The organism is Crossiella sp. NPDC003009, from assembly GCF_053591555.1.
In genome coordinates, this window is sequence record NZ_JBSFUA010000006.1 from 262,273 (window position 1) to 277,412 (window position 15,140).

At 72.9% G+C, this 15,140-nt stretch carries 15 protein-coding genes and 1 pseudogene; 8 read left to right on the forward strand and 8 right to left on the reverse strand.

The annotated features are described in order from the left end of the window. The first annotated feature begins 71 nt into the window (after positions 1-71). A complete protein-coding gene (locus ACWDY5_RS09740; protein ID WP_449721857.1) occupies positions 72-692 on the forward strand; it encodes a Crp/Fnr family transcriptional regulator in 621 nt (206 codons plus the stop codon). Positions 693-798: 106 nt separating this feature from the next. After that, positions 799-1,038, forward strand: a complete 240-nt coding sequence (locus tag ACWDY5_RS09745; protein WP_283659795.1) for a hypothetical protein — start codon at positions 799-801, stop codon at positions 1,036-1,038. On the opposite strand, the gene ACWDY5_RS09750 is transcribed toward ACWDY5_RS09745, so the two are convergent. Both ACWDY5_RS09750 and ACWDY5_RS09755 read right to left on the reverse strand, forming a co-directional pair. After that, positions 1,004-2,164, reverse strand: coding sequence for a mechanosensitive ion channel family protein (locus ACWDY5_RS09750; protein WP_449721858.1), 1,161 nt, complete (start codon positions 2,162-2,164; stop codon positions 1,004-1,006). The two genes, ACWDY5_RS09745 and ACWDY5_RS09750, sit on opposite strands and share 35 nt — an antisense overlap. Before the next feature lie 39 nt (positions 2,165-2,203). Next, positions 2,204-3,118: a LysR family transcriptional regulator gene (locus tag ACWDY5_RS09755; protein ID WP_449721859.1), complete on the reverse strand. Its 915-nt coding sequence runs from the start codon at positions 3,116-3,118 to the stop codon at positions 2,204-2,206. A gap of 62 nt (positions 3,119-3,180) precedes the next feature. Here ACWDY5_RS09755 and ACWDY5_RS09760 point away from each other — a divergent pair, with 62 nt between their 5' ends. Continuing rightward, complete coding sequence (locus ACWDY5_RS09760) at positions 3,181-3,699, forward strand: nuclear transport factor 2 family protein (protein WP_449721860.1); 519 nt, start codon at positions 3,181-3,183, stop codon at positions 3,697-3,699. On the opposite strand, the gene ACWDY5_RS09765 is transcribed toward ACWDY5_RS09760, so the two are convergent. Then, positions 3,686-4,321, reverse strand: a complete 636-nt coding sequence (locus ACWDY5_RS09765; RefSeq protein ID WP_449721861.1) for a maleylpyruvate isomerase N-terminal domain-containing protein — start codon at positions 4,319-4,321, stop codon at positions 3,686-3,688. The two genes, ACWDY5_RS09760 and ACWDY5_RS09765, sit on opposite strands and share 14 nt — an antisense overlap. Before the next feature lie 74 nt (positions 4,322-4,395). Between ACWDY5_RS09765 and ACWDY5_RS09770 the strand changes: the two genes are divergently transcribed. Next, the gene (locus ACWDY5_RS09770; RefSeq protein WP_449721862.1) at positions 4,396-4,797 is read left to right on the forward strand and encodes a DUF5666 domain-containing protein; all 402 of its coding nucleotides are present in this window, start codon (positions 4,396-4,398) and stop codon (positions 4,795-4,797) included. On the opposite strand, the gene ACWDY5_RS09775 is transcribed toward ACWDY5_RS09770, so the two are convergent. Together ACWDY5_RS09775 and ACWDY5_RS09780 are read right to left on the reverse strand one after the other, a co-directional pair. Continuing rightward, entirely contained in the window at positions 4,775-6,886 is a 2,112-nt protein-coding gene (locus ACWDY5_RS09775; RefSeq protein WP_449721863.1) for a putative bifunctional diguanylate cyclase/phosphodiesterase, read from the reverse strand. The genes ACWDY5_RS09770 and ACWDY5_RS09775 overlap by 23 nt on opposite strands. A 71-nt stretch (positions 6,887-6,957) precedes the next feature. Further along, positions 6,958-8,172: a DUF1015 family protein gene (locus ACWDY5_RS09780; RefSeq protein WP_449721864.1), complete on the reverse strand. Its 1,215-nt coding sequence runs from the start codon at positions 8,170-8,172 to the stop codon at positions 6,958-6,960. A gap of 99 nt (positions 8,173-8,271) precedes the next feature. Between ACWDY5_RS09780 and ACWDY5_RS09785 the strand changes: the two genes are divergently transcribed. Continuing rightward, on the forward strand, positions 8,272-9,159 hold the full coding sequence (locus ACWDY5_RS09785; RefSeq protein WP_449721865.1) for a helix-turn-helix domain-containing protein: 888 nt from the start codon (positions 8,272-8,274) through the stop codon (positions 9,157-9,159). Positions 9,160-9,165: 6 nt separating this feature from the next. On the opposite strand, the gene ACWDY5_RS09790 is transcribed toward ACWDY5_RS09785, so the two are convergent. Then, positions 9,166-9,714, reverse strand: a complete 549-nt coding sequence (locus tag ACWDY5_RS09790; protein WP_449721866.1) for a hypothetical protein — start codon at positions 9,712-9,714, stop codon at positions 9,166-9,168. A gap of 423 nt (positions 9,715-10,137) precedes the next feature. Between ACWDY5_RS09790 and ACWDY5_RS09795 the strand changes: the two genes are divergently transcribed. Next, positions 10,138-10,518, forward strand: a complete 381-nt coding sequence (locus ACWDY5_RS09795; protein ID WP_449721867.1) for a hypothetical protein — start codon at positions 10,138-10,140, stop codon at positions 10,516-10,518. Next, entirely contained in the window at positions 10,515-12,257 is a 1,743-nt protein-coding gene (locus ACWDY5_RS09800; protein ID WP_449721868.1) for a hypothetical protein, read from the forward strand. The genes ACWDY5_RS09795 and ACWDY5_RS09800 overlap by 4 nt, the downstream gene beginning before the upstream one ends. Positions 12,258-12,404: 147 nt before the next feature. Here ACWDY5_RS09800 and ACWDY5_RS09805 read toward each other — a convergent pair whose 3' ends face one another. Then, on the reverse strand, positions 12,405-13,787 hold the full coding sequence (locus ACWDY5_RS09805; protein WP_449721869.1) for an aminotransferase-like domain-containing protein: 1,383 nt from the start codon (positions 13,785-13,787) through the stop codon (positions 12,405-12,407). Positions 13,788-13,812: 25 nt separating this feature from the next. Here ACWDY5_RS09805 and ACWDY5_RS09810 point away from each other — a divergent pair, with 25 nt between their 5' ends. Next, positions 13,813-14,994 (forward strand): aminotransferase class V-fold PLP-dependent enzyme, encoded by a 1,182-nt coding sequence (locus tag ACWDY5_RS09810; RefSeq protein WP_449721870.1) that lies wholly within the window; start codon positions 13,813-13,815, stop codon positions 14,992-14,994. A gap of 52 nt (positions 14,995-15,046) precedes the next feature. On the opposite strand, the pseudogene ACWDY5_RS09815 reads toward ACWDY5_RS09810, so the two are convergent. Beyond that, a pseudogene (locus ACWDY5_RS09815) lies at positions 15,047-15,140 on the reverse strand (superoxide dismutase); the annotation flags it as partial.

Consider the following 15,140-nt stretch of genomic DNA (forward strand, 5'->3'; position numbering starts at 1 on the left):
TCGGGTCATGGGGAAGGCGGCCGTCGATCGGCACATTCTGGGGGCTTCTGGAGCCGGCCGAGCGTGCCGCGATGCGTTCGGCAGGCACCCGGCGGCGGTTCGCACCCGGCGCGGTGATCTGGAGCCAGGGCGAGCCGTCCCAGCACGTGTTCGTGGTGCTGGCAGGGCGGATCCGGGTCAGCACCGGCTCGGTGGCCGGGCGGGAGGCGGTGGTGGCGATCTGCGGTCCCGGCGAGATCGTCGGGGAGCTCTCCGCGGTCGACGGCCGCACCCGCTCGGCCAACGTGGCCGCGGTGGACGAGGTGGAGGCGCTGGTCGTGCCCGCCGCGCGGCTGGACCGGCTGTGCGAGCAGCAGCCGCGGATCGCCTGGGCGATGCTGCGGGTGCTGGCCGACCGGCTGCGCCAGTCCGACCGGCGGCGCGGCGAGTACACCGACGGCCCGGCCGCGCACCGCGCGGTGGCGCTGCTGCTGGACCTGGCCGAGCAGTACGGCCAGCCGGTGGCGGCGGGCGTGGAGATCGCGCTGTCGGTCAGCCAGCAGCAACTGGCCGACACCATGGCGGTGTCGCGGGAGTCGCTGGCGCGGGCGCTGCGCGACCTGCGCAAGCGCGGCTTGGTGGACACCGGGCGGCAGCGGATCACGGTGCTGGACCTCGACGGGCTGCGCGAGCTGGGCGAACAGCAGGCGTGAGCTGGCCCACCTGCCTGGAGTTCTGTGTCATCTGACGCGGAGGACCTGCGGAAACGCCATTACACCTGTACTCCTCCAGTTCGACCGGGCAGAGAGGGGTCAGGTCATGAGCCAGCAGGAACAGGTTCGCCGGGACGGGTCGACCGTGAGCAGTCGCCTGGTCATCACGCTGCTGTTCACCGTGGTGCAGGCCGGGGCGCTGGTGGTGGTGCTGGGCGAGTTCCCCGCCGAGGGCGTGCTGCGGGTGGCGCTCGCGGTGGCCCTGGCGGGGACGGTGCTCTCGGTGCTCAACGCCTGGGAAGAGGTGCTGCTCAGCTCTCGACGGGGTTGCCGGCGGGACCGCTGAAGGCGTGCTCGCGCCGCCTGCCGTCCGGGGTGTCGCCGAAGAGCCTGGCGTCCGCGTCGTCGGTCGCGGTCGCTGGCTCCACCCGGCCGTAGGTGCGGGCCTGGGCCACGCGCAGCTGCGGCAGCGCCTCGGCGTGGTGCTCGCGCAGCCAGCCCACCAGGTCCTCCCTGACCAGGCAGCGCAGGTCCCACAGGCTGGCCGCGTCGGCCGCGCTGACCAGGGCGCGCACCCGGACCAGGGTGTTGGTGGTCTGGGTCACCTGGAGCACGCAGACCCGGCCGTCCCACAGCTCGCTGGCCTCCAGCGCACGGCGCAGCTCGGCGCGCAGCGCCTCCACCGGCACGGTCCAGTCCAGGTCCAGCTCGACCGTGCCGAGCAGCTGGGACTCCCGCCGGGTCCAGTTCTCGAACGGCGTCTTCATGAAGTAGGAGGTGGGCAGGATCAGGCGGCGGTCGTCCCACAGGTGCACCACCACGTAGGTCAGGGTGATGTCCTCGATCCGGCCCCACTCCTTCTCCACCACCACCACGTCCTCGATCCGGATCGCGTCGCTGAAGGCGATCTGGATCCCGGCGAAGACGTTGCCCAGCAAGGACTGCGCGGCCAGCGCGGAGATCGCGCCGATCACACCGGCGGAGGCGAGCAGGCTGGTGCCCGCCGCGCGGGCGCCGGGGAAGGTCATCAGCATCGCGCCCACGGTGAGCACCGCGATCACCGCCACCGCGACCCGGCGGAGCAGGGTGATCTGCGTGTGCATCCGCCTGGCCTGCCGGTTGTCCGCCTGGTCCAGCCGGATCCGGGCCAGCGCGGTGTCCTCGAAGACCAGCACCAGCGCGATCACCAGCCATGCGCCCACGGCGATCTGGGCCAGGCCGAGGCCGTGCAGCACGGGTTCCCGCCAGTCACCGCTGGGCGCGCCCAGCAGCAACGACAGCTGTATGGCGGTCAGCCCGGCCAGGAACTGGGCCGGGCGGTAGGCCCGCCGGGCCAGGTCGGCCAGGATGCGCGCCCGGCGGCCGAGTCGCTGCATGAGTCGGTGCAGCAGGGCCACGGCGAGGATCGCCAGCGCGACGGCGGCCAGAGTGCTGCCGACCAGCAGCAGCACGTCGGTCCAGTACGCGGGCACAGGGCTCCTTCCGGTTCTGGGACAACGGCTCCCTGTGCGTTACCCCGTCTGGGGGACGGGCACACCTTGATCCCCATCACCCCGCCCGGCCAGCACGGCGTGTGCGAAGGCGCGCAACAGCGGGTCGCCGGACCGGTCCTGGGGCCAGGCCAGTGCGATCCGGAGCGGTTCGACGTCGGTGATGGGCCGCCAGACCAGGTCCGGGTGGGCGTAGAAGCGGGCCATCGACTCCGGGCCGATGCAGACCGCCGCGCCGGTGGCCACGCCCTCCAGCATCTCCTCCACGTTGTCGTTCTCCGGTCCCCAGCGCGGCGTCGAGCCGTCGGGGCGAGGGTTGACCGCCCACCAGTCCACCCAGGCGGCCGGGGCGCGGCGGGTCCACATCACCGGTTCCTCGCGCAGGTCGTGGATGGACACCGAGTCCTTGTCCGCCAACGGATGTGTGCGGGTGAGCGCGACCCAGCGGGACTCGGTGGCCACCGGTGCGACGTGCAGGCCGGTGGTGTCGGCGGGCAGCCACACGAACGCGATGTCCACCGTGCCCTCGCGCAGCGCCTCGGGTTCGCCACCCCAGTCCAGCCGCCGGGGCTCGACCGCGCCGGGCGCCAGCCGGGTGCGGGCCTGCCGCGCCAGCGGACCCCAGCCGGTGGCCACGAACCCGACCCGCAGCGCGCCACGCGCGGCCGCGGCGGCGGCCCGGACCAGCCGCTGGGTGCGCTGCCAGTCGGCGAGCTGCGCACGGGCCGCGGGCAGCAGCTCCGCACCGGCGGCGGTGAGCCGGATCCCGGTGCTGCCGCGGTCGAACAGCTCCACCTCCAGCCGCGCCTCCAGCTGCCGGATCTGGCGGCTGAGCGAGGGTTGCGCGAGGTAGAGCGCCTTGGCCGCGGCGGTGAAGCTGAGGTGCTCGGCGACGGCGAGGAAGTAGCGCAACAGCCGGGTGTCCACATCGGCCATGCCCGAACGGTATGGGCACGGGTATTGGACCCCGGTGAAGCGGACGCGGTTGCCTGGACGGCATGACAGAGACAACGGTGAGCCGGGCCGCGGTACTGGCCGGTGGCGCGGCAACGGTGGCTGCGGCCCTGCTCGGCGGCACGGCACAGGCGAGCACCAAGGAACACCCGCACGTGGCACTGATCCGCCGCTACTACGCCGCCTACGCCAAGGGCGACCTGAACGCGCTGCGCGAGTTCTTCGACCCCGGCATCCGGTGGACCATCCCCGGCCACCACCCCTTGGCAGGCACCAAGACCGGGGTCAAGGAGGTGCTGGCGTTCTTCACCGAGCTGGGCCGGGCCGGGTTCCGCGCGGAGGTGCTGTTCCTGGCCGCGGACGGGGACTGGGTGGTGGACATGCACCGCGGCTGGAGCACCAGCCCGCCCGGCCTGGACATCACCTGGGTGCTGGCCTACCGGATCCAGCGCGGGCGGATCGTGGCGGCGGTGAACTTCGCCGCGGACCAGCACGCGGCGGACGCCTTCTTCTGGCAGCGGTATCCCCTGGCCCCACTGCCGGACCGGCTCAGAACGCGGTGATGTCCCCCGGGGCCCGCTCCGCCCTGGTCAGCGCGCGCAGCATGGCCGGCGCGCCGCGACGGCGCAAGGCCAAGCGGCTCAACAGGTCCAGCACCGACTCCACCGCGCTGACCGGGAACTCCGGGGTGGGCACGCCGATGCTGACCGCCAGGTCGTCGGCGTGCACGGTCAGCTCCATCATGCGGGTGACCAGCAGGTCCTCCAGGGACAGCGACCACGGCCCCCAGAACGGGATGCGCACCGGCCGGTCCGGAGTGTCCGGCAGCCGCCCGGCCAGGTCCGCGATCGCCGCGTCGACCTGGTCGGCCAGCGCCGCCGGACCCTCGGTCGCGGCCTGCTCGCCGCTGTCCCTGATGCGCACGTTGAGGTCGTGGTCCAGGTCCGCGCCCACCCACTCGACCCGGCTGTAGTGCTCCAGCAGCGAAATCGGCAGCTCCGGCGGGATCGGCCCGTCCAGGATCGCGGGCAGGGCCAGGACCTGGTACGCGAAGTGCCCGGCCAGTCCGGCGACGGAGAACTCGGGCAGCGCGCTCGGTTTGTCCCAGTCGCGGGCCAGGGCCGGATCGCGCAGCAGCCCGGCGGCCACCCGCGCGGTGTCCAGGAAATCGGTCCGGCGGCTCATGGAGCTTCCCTTTCCCAGGCAGTTGCCAGGCAGCGCCCAGCGCGCTCCCACCTCCGGATCCAAGCATGTCCGCCATGACGAGCACACCCGGTTCCCACCCTTCGAAGCTCACCCTCGGCCTGGCCGCGGCGGCACTGGCCACGGTCGCCTTCGCCGGTGGGATGTGGGCCGCCACCGCCCTGGCAGCCGACTCCGAAAGCGCCGCCCCCGGCCAGCGCGGCGGCGTTCAGCTGGGTCCCGGCGGCCGCGTGCCCACTGCGGGCACGGTGGACCGGATCGAGGGCGACACGCTCTACCTCAAGGGACCCAACGGATCCGAGGTCAAGGTCACGCTCAGCGCGGACACCGCGGTGCAGCTCGGCCAGCCCGGCAAGGTCAACGACATCCAGCCGGGAGCCACCGTGACCGTGCAGGGTGAGCGGGCCGCGGACGGGTCGGTGACCGCCCGTCAGGTCACAGCGCAGAGTGCGCGCTGACCGCGATGAACGCCTCCGCGGGACGGGGCGGCCCGAGCTGCGGTCCCTGACCGGCGTCCACGCCGATCCCGGTCAGCCAGTCCAGCTTGGCCGGGCTGTCCACCCCGGAGGCGATCACCTTGACGCCCATCTCGTGCGCCAGCTCGGTCAGGCTGGCCATCACCCTGGCCACCGAGGAGCGCGGATCGGGCTCGGCGCCGAGACGCTGCACCAGCACCCGGTCGAAGCGCACCGCGTACACCGGCAGCGCAGGCAGCCGGACGAAGTCGGTGAAGTCGCGGCCGAACTCGTCCAGGGCCACCGTGACACCCATGTCGGCCAGCACCCGCAGGTTGTCCGCGGCGTCGCCGTCCTCCCGGACCACCGCGCGCAGCGGCATCCGCAACCGCAGCCGCTGCGGGGGCAGCCCGGCCTCGGCCAGCGCCTTGCGCACGCCGTCCACCAGGTCCGGGTCCTGGGACTGGTACGGGGTCAGGGTGGCCAGCACGATCGGCGGATCACCCTCCGGCGGCCGCCACTCCGCGGCGTCCCGGCAGGCCCGCTTGAGCACCCAGCGGCCCAGCGCCAGGATCAGCCCGGTGCTCTCGGCCAGCTCCACGCACTTCTGGTGCGGCAGCGGCCCCAGCTCCGGATGCGCCCACTCCACCAGCACCTCGGTGGCCATCAGCTCCCGCCCGCCCAGCCAGCGGATCGGCTCGTAGCGCAGGCTGAACTCGCCGTTCTCCACCGCGCCCGGCATCGAGGCGGCCAGCTTGAACCGAGCCCGGTCGCGGGCCTCGCGGGCCGGGTCGAACAGGCCCCACTGCGCCTTGCCACTGGCCTTGACCCGGTGCAGCGTCAGGTCGGCCGCGCGCAGCAGCTCCGCGGCCACCATGCCCTTGGCCGGGCGCTGCACCACGCCGATGCTGGCGGTGACCGCCACCCCGTAGCCGTCCAGGTAGGTCGGCTCGGTCAGCTCCTCGTTGATCCGGGCGGCCAGCGCGGGCACGTCCGGCGGGGCGGGTGAGTCCTCGATCAGGATGGCGAACTCGTCGCTGCCGAAACGGGCCACCATCGCGTTGTGGCCGGCCACCGCGGCCCGCAGCCGCTGCGCGGTGGTCTTGAGCAGCTCGTCGCCGATGTGGTGGCCCAGCCCGTCGTTGATCACGGTGAAGCTGTCCAGGTCCAGGTGGCAGAGCGTGATGATCTGCCCGGCCTCGGCCCGGCCGAGCACGCTCTGCAACCGGGAGTGCAGGTACTGCCGGTTGGGCAGGCCGGTGAGCTGGTCGTGCAGCGTCTGGTGGCTGAACCGGCCCTGCAGCAGGTGCAGGTTGGTCAGGTCCTCGACCATGGTGACGTGCCCGTTGGGCCGCCCGTCCGCGTCGTGCAGCAGCGAGACGGCGAGGTAGGCGAACACGCTGTCGGCTTCCTTGCTGACCAGCCGGGTGCGGCAGCGGAACCGGTCCACCTGCTCGTCCACCAGGTGCCGGTACAGCAGCGCCAGATCGGCGGTCTCCTCCGGTGCGAACAGGTCCGGCACGGTGAGGAAGCCCAGCTCGGGCCCGGTGTAGCCGAGGATCTCGGTGAAGGCCTGGTTGACCTCGATGAAGTTGCCGTCCAGGTCGCTGATCGCGATGCCCATGGCGGAGGCGGTGAACAGCTCGCGGAAGCGGCTCTCGCTGACCCGCAGCTCCCGTTCGGCGTCCAGTTTGGCGCTGAGCAGCGCCTTCTTGAGCTCTTCCTGCTGGTTGAAGGTCAACTGGCGGACCCCTTCGGCGAAGCCCGCGGCGAACTCGGCGAGCAGCGCGGTGACCTTCGGTTCCTCTACCGAGCCCTGCCGCTCGGCCAGCTCACGGCGGCAACCCTCACCGAGCAGTTCGATGGTGCGGCGTAAGGCCAGCCTGCTGGTGATGTTGCCGAGCACCAGCTGGGCGCCGGCCCGGCCGGCCGGGCGGGGGTCGAACGGGTCAGCGGCGACCAGGTCGAGCAGTTCGTCGACCAGGTCGAGCAGCTGCTGCTCAAGCTGTTCCCGCGACAGTGGCACATAGGCGGCCGTGCTGACCGCCACCGTCCACCGCCGGGCCAGCTCGGCGCGACCCGCGGCGCTCAATCCCACCTCGCATGGCAACACGCACCAGAACCGGGCAATTACCGCCCGTAGCATATCGCGTCAGGTCACGATCACGACACGCCAGCGCCCGCCGTCCCTCCATCGAGTCTGGGCGCGTCGAGTTCGGCCAGCAGCAGCCCGCTGCGCGGCTTGGGGGTGAAGTAGGTGCTCTTGCGCGGCATCCGCCGCCCCGCCTCGTGCACCGCGAGCACATCAGCCAGCGGCACCGGCGCGATCAGCAGCTCGATATCACCGGGTTCCCGTGGCGCGGGCCGGCGGCCGCCGGGCACGGCCAGCACGCTCCGTCCGGCCGGGTCCAGCCCGAGCGCGGCCGCGATCAGCGTCTCCTCCACCGCGCTGTGGTCAATGCGCGGCAACGGTTCCCCGGCCGGGGGCGGCGGCAGCGCGACCCGCACCGCTTGGCCCTCCGCGCGCGCCAGCACGGTGCCGGGCACGGGCTCCTCGGCGGGGTCGGCCTCGGTGACGGTCAGTCCGTGCGCCCGCCAGGCCTCGGCCACCTGGGCCAGGCTCAGGCCGGTGCCGGCCAGCACCCGGTGGATCGGGCCGACCCGCAGCAGCGGTCCCGCGGTGACCAGCGCGAGCAGCCCACCCAGTCCGGCGGCCTCGGCGGCGGCGACCCGGTGGTTGCCGTCGGCCACCAGCAGCGGGTGCCGCCCGGCCAGCGCGAGCAGCTCCTCCCGCTGCGGCCCGGGACCGAGCAGCCACAGGCGGTTCCGGTTGCCGAGAACGTCCACAATGGACAGTTCGGGGTCGCCGAGCCCGGCCACGGTGGTACGCAGCGCGGCGGTCAGCTCCGCGCCGCCGCAGACCGGGACCAGCAGCGCGGAGCTGGTCAGGCAGCCCAGCTCGGCCAGCACCGCGGCGCGCTCGGCCACGATGTCCGGGTAGACCTCCTCGGTGCGCCGCACCGCGGAGCCGTGCACCTCGTCCACCTCGGCCGGGTCGGCCAGGCAGAGCAGGCCGAGGGTGCTGCCGTCCGGGCCGTCCACCTGGTAGGGCGCCACCACGTCGGCGACCCTGCGGTAGGACTCACGTTGCAGGCGGCGCAGGTTGGCGCGCGCGTCCGGCAGCACCTGGCTCAGGCCGCGGTGGTGGGCCAGCGAGTCGGGCGTGCGGTGCGGGTGCTGCACGGCGAGCAGGGTGACCCGGCCCGCGGTCTGCGCGGACAAAGCGGCCCTGACCTGGCGCGGATCGGTGAACTCGTCCACGTCGGGGCCCGGCACGGCCTCCCGCACCACCCAGGCGGTGCCCATCGCTCGCAGCATCCCGCCACCGTCCCACCCGGTGAAACGATGGTCAATCAGACCCAGGTCCGGATGTCGCAACTGTCACAGTCGTTACCGGGGAAGGTAATCTCGCTGGGTATGGGGGTTGTTTTCGGACAGCACCGGCCAGGCCGGGGAGTCAGCGCGGTGGAGAACCCGCAGCTCCCCGGCCTCGGCATGGCCAGCGGCACCCTGGCCGAGCTGCGCGAGCGGGCCGGCGGCCAGGCCGGTCTGCACGCCCCGCAGCGGATCGACTTCCACCTGATCGCCCTGGTCACCGCGGGCGCTGGCACGCACACCGTGGACTTCGTCGCGCACGAGTGCCGCCCCGGCACGCTGCTGTGGGTGCGGCCGGGGCAGGTGCAGCAGTTCACCAGGGACGACGAGCTGGAGGCCTGCCTGGTCTTCTTCGCCCCCGCCTTCCCGCCCCGGCTGCGCGCCGCGGACTACCTGCTGACCCGGCGCGGCGGCCCGGTCCGCTGGCAGCTGGCCGGCCCGGACCTGGCCGCGATCACCGCGAACCTGGAGCTGCTGGCCGCCGACTACGCGCGCACCGACACCGGCGACTACACCGCCTGGACCGAGCTGCTGCGGCACCTGCTGGCCACGCTGCTGCTGCGGATCGCCCAGCTCCCCCGGCCGAGTGAGTCCGAGCGCAACGGGAACAATCCGACCTTCGCCCAGTTCCAGCGCGAGCTGGAGCGCTTCTTCGCCCAGACCCGGCAGGTGGAGGACTACGCGGACCGGCTCGGCTGCTCCAGCAAGACGCTGACCAGGGCCTGCCGCTCGGCCACCGGTCAGGCGGCCAAACAGCTGATCGACGCCAGGGTGGCCCTGGAGGCCAAACGTCTGCTCGCCTACACCAACCTGCCGGTGGCCAACATCAGCCGCAGGCTCGGCTTCAGCGAGCCGACCAACTTCGGCAAGTTCTTCCAGCGGGAGACCGGCCAGTCCCCGTCCACGTTCCGCTCGGGGCTGCTGCGCTGACCGGTCTCACCAGTGCGAGACGGGCAGGTACATCACGCAGAAACCGAGGAACAGGCCCAGGATCGCCCACCGGCGGGGCGCCACGCTGCGGTTGAGGAAGGAGACCGCGGCGAGCACGAAGAGCACCGAGCCGAGGGTCAGTCCCACCGAGGCCACGGTGAACAGCGGTCCCGGCCACGGCTCGGCCAGGCCGTACCCGGCCAGCCCTGCCTGGGTGTACTTCAGCAGTGGGAAGGCCAGGCTGCCCCCGGCCGCGGCCCAGGCCAGCAGCAGCATCGGCCCATCCGGCACGGTGTGCCGCCACTGCCGCACGGTGGCCAGCGCCAGGACGCCGCACACCGCCCGCAGCACCGAGTCGGCCAGCACCGAGGCCAGCAGCGGCGCGTTCAGGTAGTCGCCGCTGAGCACGTGCCCGGCCAGGTCCAGGAACACCCACAGCACGTAGGCGATCACCCAGACCGCGGCGGCGTACGCCGGCCAGACGGGTCTCCAGCGCGCGGTCACCGGCCGTGGTGGCCGGTCCAGCGTGCTGACCCCAGAGTTACCTCCCCGCATATGACAACGGTGGAGCCAAACTCGGCGGAACGGAAGGTCTCCGGCGCGGAGAAAATTGAAATCACAGAAAGTAGGTGCGCACCTTACCAACCTGGGCGGCCGTTTCGGGGCTTGCATGTCAAGTGGAACTGAAATCTCGAACAAGAACCCCCTTCGGTCGGTCGGGCTCCAGCAAATCGGCCCCTACCAGGAGGTTTAACCGTTTCGTACGGTCGGTGAGATCCCGGCTCCTCTGAGCCACCGGATAACCGTTTCAGTACCGGCGGGAGACCTCATTTGCCCAGAAGAACTCGAACCACCTGGTTCGCCAGGGTGGCCGTGCTGGCGGCGGTGGCCGCCTCGATCGTGACGGTGGCCACGTTATACGCACAGTCACCATCCGCGGATGAGTCGGGCCGGCCCCGGCCCGTGCCGCACGCGCCCGTGGCACCGGGCGCCGGAGCAGGCGACCCGCTGCCGCCCGCACCGGAGCCTGCGGTCGCCGCCGAGGTGCGCACCGCCGCCGCAGGCAAGGTGCTCGCGCACGGCAAGGGCGTTGTGGTGGACGAGGTGGCCGTGGCCGAGCGCGGCCGTCCGCTGCGCAGGCTCACCGTCTCGGCCGCCTTCGAGGTCCGCGCGCTGGACTACGTGCTGCTCATCGACGGCAAGCCGGTCGGCAGGGGCCTGCTGACCGAGAACCTGGACGCGGCCAGGGCCGTGCTGCCCGAGGACGTCCAGCTCAAGCCGGGCGCCACCGTGACCTACCGGTACGGCGACGAAGCGCCGGTCACCGTCGGCACGCTGACCATGGGAGGCCCGCGATGAGGCGCCTGCTCGCCGCGGCCCTGCTCACCCCGCTGGCCGCCACCATGCTCGTCGCGGGCACCGCGCAGGCCGCGCCAGCCGACGTGCCGGACCCGTTGGTCAACGGCACGCACCAGGTCAGCGAGGCCCCCTACGACCTGGGCGACAGCGCCTACACCCCGCCGGGGTTCGCCAAGCCGGTCGAGCTGGCCGGGCAGGTGTACTACCCGAGTGACGCGGCCAAGGGCCCGTACCCGCTGGCGCTGTTCCTGCACGGCAGGCACGCCACCTGCATGTCCGCGCCCACCGGCGGCAGCGCCTCGCTGGCCTGGCCGTGCACCCAGGGCAGGCTGCCGATCCCCAGCCACCGCGGCTACGACTACGCCGCCCGCGCGCTGGCCAGCCACGGCTACGCGGTGGTCTCCATCAGCGCCAACGGCATCAACGCGGTGGACAACTCCGACGCCCAGTACGGCATGGTCGCCCGTGGCCACCTGGTGCTCAAGCACCTGGACCTGTGGCAGGAGTGGCGGAACCAGCCCGGCGCGCCGATCCCGCAGGAGGCGGTGCGCTCCTTCGACCTGGGCAAGATCGGGTTGATGGGGCACTCGCGCGGCGGTGAGGGCGTGGTGCGGGCGGTGGAGCTGAACTCGCAGCGGCCGCAGCCGTACGCGATCAAGGCGATCCTGCCGCTGGCGCCGACCGACTTCCACCGGCGGATCCCGCTGAACCTGCCGGTGGGCACGCTGATCCCGACCTGCGACGGCGACCTGTCGGACCTGCAGGGCGTGCACTACTACGACGACGCCCGCTACAGCGACGCCAACGACATCGGCGTGCACACGATCTTCACCGTGCTGGGCGCCAACCACAACTACTTCAACACCAACTGGGCGCCCAGCAGCGGCCTGGCCGGTTCGCTGGATGACTGGCGTTCCGCCAACACCAGCTCGCAGTGCCACCCCTCGCAGTCCACCCGGCTGACCGAGGAGCAGCAGCGCAAGGTCGGCAACGGCTACCTGGGCAGCTTCTTCCGGCACTACCTCGGCGGCGACGCGGCGTTCGCGCCGCTGTGGAAGGGCGAGGTCGGCACCCCGGCCTCGATCGCCCCGGCGACGGTGCTGGTCAGCTACCACGCGCCGAGCCAGAACAACCGGCGGCTGGACATCAACCGGTTCGCCGCGGCCGACTCCGACAAGGTCAACCAGCTGGGCGGCCAGGTGGTCCCGGGCGGCACGCTGACCTCCCGGCTGTGCGGCGGCACCGCGAGCACCGCGGACGCCTCCTGCCTGAACACCAAGCAGACCAGCCGTCAGCGGGAACCGCACCGCGGCTGGGGCACGCTCGGAGTCTCGTCGCAGCGGCTGCTGTGGGGGCACATCTCGGACACGCTGAGCAACACGATTCCGGTGGCGTACCAGGACGTGCGCAAGTTCAGCGCGGTGCGGTTCCGGGCCGCGGTGGACTTCACCGACCCGGCCAACCCGGCCGGGGTGGCCCAGGACCTGCAGGTCGTGGTGACCGACCGGGCCGGCGGGCGCAGCTCGGTGCCGGTGGCGCAGTTCGGCAAGGCCCTGGACTACCCGCACGTGCCGCCGGGCACGCCGGATGTCATCCCGCACCTGCTGTTCAACCAGGTCCGGGTGCCGCTGAGCGCGTTCAGCGGTGTTGATCTGTCCCGGGTGGACAGTGTGTACCTGGCGTTCAACAAGACGCCGAAGGGCGCGATCGCGTTGGCGGACCTGTCCTTCTCTGATTGATCGACCACTCACTGACAGCCCCCGGTTTCCGTGCCGGGGGCTGTCGGCTGTGCGGGGTCAGTCGCGGGCGGCGCGGCCCAGCCCGCGGTCAGCCAAGGGCAACCCGGCTCAGCCAGCGGGTCACGGGCGGTCCGGCCCAGCCTGCGATCAGCCCAGGGCGGCCCGGCTCAGTCTGCGGGCCGCCTCCGCCAGCTCCGCGAGGTCGGCGGCGGCCGCGAAGCTCAGCCGCAGGTGCGGTCCCGGCGGCTCGGCGGCGAAGTGGCCGCGGCCGGACACCACTGTCACGCCTTGGTCCCTGGCCCCGCGCACGACGTCCCGCTCCGCGCGGTCCAGGCTGAGCCAGAGGTGCAGGCCGGTCGACGGCTGGCTGACTGTCCACTGTGGAGTCTCGCGCGCGAGGGCCGCGGCCAGGGTGGCGCGGCGGTCGGTGAGGGCGGCGGAGAGGGCGCGCAGGTGGCGGTCCCAGGCCGGGGTGCTGAGCAGTTCGAGGGCGGCTTCCTGGAGGGGGCGGGGCAGGAAGAAGTCGTCGACGAGCCTGGTGGCGCGCAGGCGTTCCAGCACCGGGCCGCGGGCGATCAGCGCGCCCACCCGCAGGCTCGGGGCGGCGGGTTTGGTGAGCGAGGTCAGGTAGACCACGGTGCCGTCCGGGTCGTCGGCGACCAGGGGTGGCGGGGGCGGGGCGGCGTGGCCGAGGTGGCGGGCGAAGTCGTCCTCGATGACGAAGGCGTTGGCGGCGCGGGCCAGTTCCAGGACTTGGCGGCGGCGGTCGGTGGCCAGGGTCGCGCCGGTGGGGTTGTGGCAGCCGGGCTGGAGGTAGAGCAGGCGGGCCCCGGTGCCGAAGGCGTCGGCCAGCAGGTCGGGGCGGATCCCGTTGGCGTCCAACGGAACCGGCACCGGCCGCAGCCCGGCGGCGCGGGCCGCGGCGAGCGCGCCCTGGTAGGTCGGGGACTCCACCAGCACCGGGCTGCCCGGCACGGCCAGCGCGCGGAAGGCCATCGCCAGCGCGCCCTGGCCGCCGCCGGTGACCAGCACGTCCTCGGGGCCGAGGTCGCCACCGGCCATCCTGGCGAACAGGGTGCGCAGCGGGGCCAGGCCCTGCGAGGGGGCGCGGTCCCAGGCGTCGGGGCGGCGGGCGGCGCGGGCCAGCGCGGCGGCCAGGGCGCGGGTGGGCTGCAGGGACGGGTGCAGGTAGCCGCCCGCCATGGTGATGGCGCCGTCCGGGGGTGCGCTGAGCAGGTCGGTGACGGTGAGCGGGTCGAGCGGGCGGCTGGGCAGGGTCACGGTCTGCCAGGAGGTGTCGCCGCGGGCGGGCGTGGCCCGGCGGGGTGCGACGAAGGTGCCGGTGCCCGGCCTGGTCTGCACCAGCCCCTCGGCGGCCAGTAGCGCTACCGCCCTGGCCACGCTCACCGGGCTGACGCCCAGCTTTCGCACCAGGTCGCGGCTGCTCGGCAGGCGTTCGCCGACCGCGAGCCGGGCCACCTCGGTGCGCAGCCGGTCCGCCAGCCAGGTCACGGTGCTACTCTCGGACATGAGAGACAACGATAGCGCTATCGCAATGGATCTGGCAGCGCTACGGGCGGACACCCCGGGTTGCGAGTCGGTCATCCACTTCAACAACGCGGGCTGCGGACTGCTCGCCCGGCCGGTGCTGGCCGCCATGCACGAACATCTGGACCTGGAAGCCCGGATCGGCGGCTACGAGGCGTCGGCGGCGCGGGCCGGGCAGGTGCGCGACTTCTACGCCGCGCTCGCCGAGCTGATCAACTGCCGCCCGGAGAACATCGCTTTCGCCGGTAGCGCTACCCACGCCTACACCAAGGCGCTGTCCGCGATCCCGTTCCAGCCCGGTGACGTCATCCTGACCACCCGCAACGACTTCATCTCCAACCAGATCGCCTTCCTGGCCCTGCGCAAGCGCTTCGGCGTGGAGGTCGTGCACGCGCCCGACCACGCCGACGGCACCGGCGTGGACGTCGAGGCGATGGCCGCGCTGATGCGCACCCGCCGGCCCCGGCTGGTCGCTGTCACCCACGTGCCGACCAACTCCGGCCTGGTGCAGCCGATCGCGGAGATCGGCCGCCACTGCCGGGAGCTGGACCTGTTGTACCTGGTGGACGCCTGCCAGACGGTCGGCCAGTTCGAGCTCGACGTGGCCCAGATCGGCTGCGACCTGCTCTCGGCCACCTGCCGGAAGTACCTGCGCGGCCCCCGCGGCTCGGGCTTCCTCTACGTCTCCGACCGGGTGCTGCGCGAGGGCTACGAGCCGCTGTTCATCGACATGTACGGCGCCCGCTGGACCGAGCCGGACCGGTATGAGCCGGTGGCCTCGGCGGCCCGGTTCGAGGAGTGGGAGTTCCCGTACTCGACCCTGCTGGGCTGCGCGGCGGCGGCCCGCTACGCGCTCAAGGTCGGCATGGCGGAGGTGGAGCGCTACTCCCCCGCCCTCGGCGCGGACCTGCGCGCCCGGCTGGCCGAGGTGCCGGGGGTGCGGGTGCTGGACCGAGGACCGCGGCTGTCCGCGATGGTCACCTTCGCGATCGCCGGGTGGGATGCCGCGGCGTTCAAGGCGGCCCTGGACGAGCGCGGGATCAACTCGGCGCTGAGCTTCCGCGAGTTCGCCCAGTTCGACTTCCGGGACAAGCAGGTCGACTGGGCGCTGCGCCTGTCCCCGCACTACTACAACACCGAGGAGGAGGTGGCCACGGTCGCGGCCGCCGTGGCCGAACTGGCGGCCTGACCCGGTGGCGTCCCGGGCGCGACCCTGCCGCGCGCCCGGGGCACCGCGGGTCTCAGGGGAGCAGCAGGCCGTTCTTGCCCGCGCGGGCGTCCTCGAAGCGCTTGCCGACCTCGGTCCAGTCGACGATGTTCCACAGCGCGTTGATG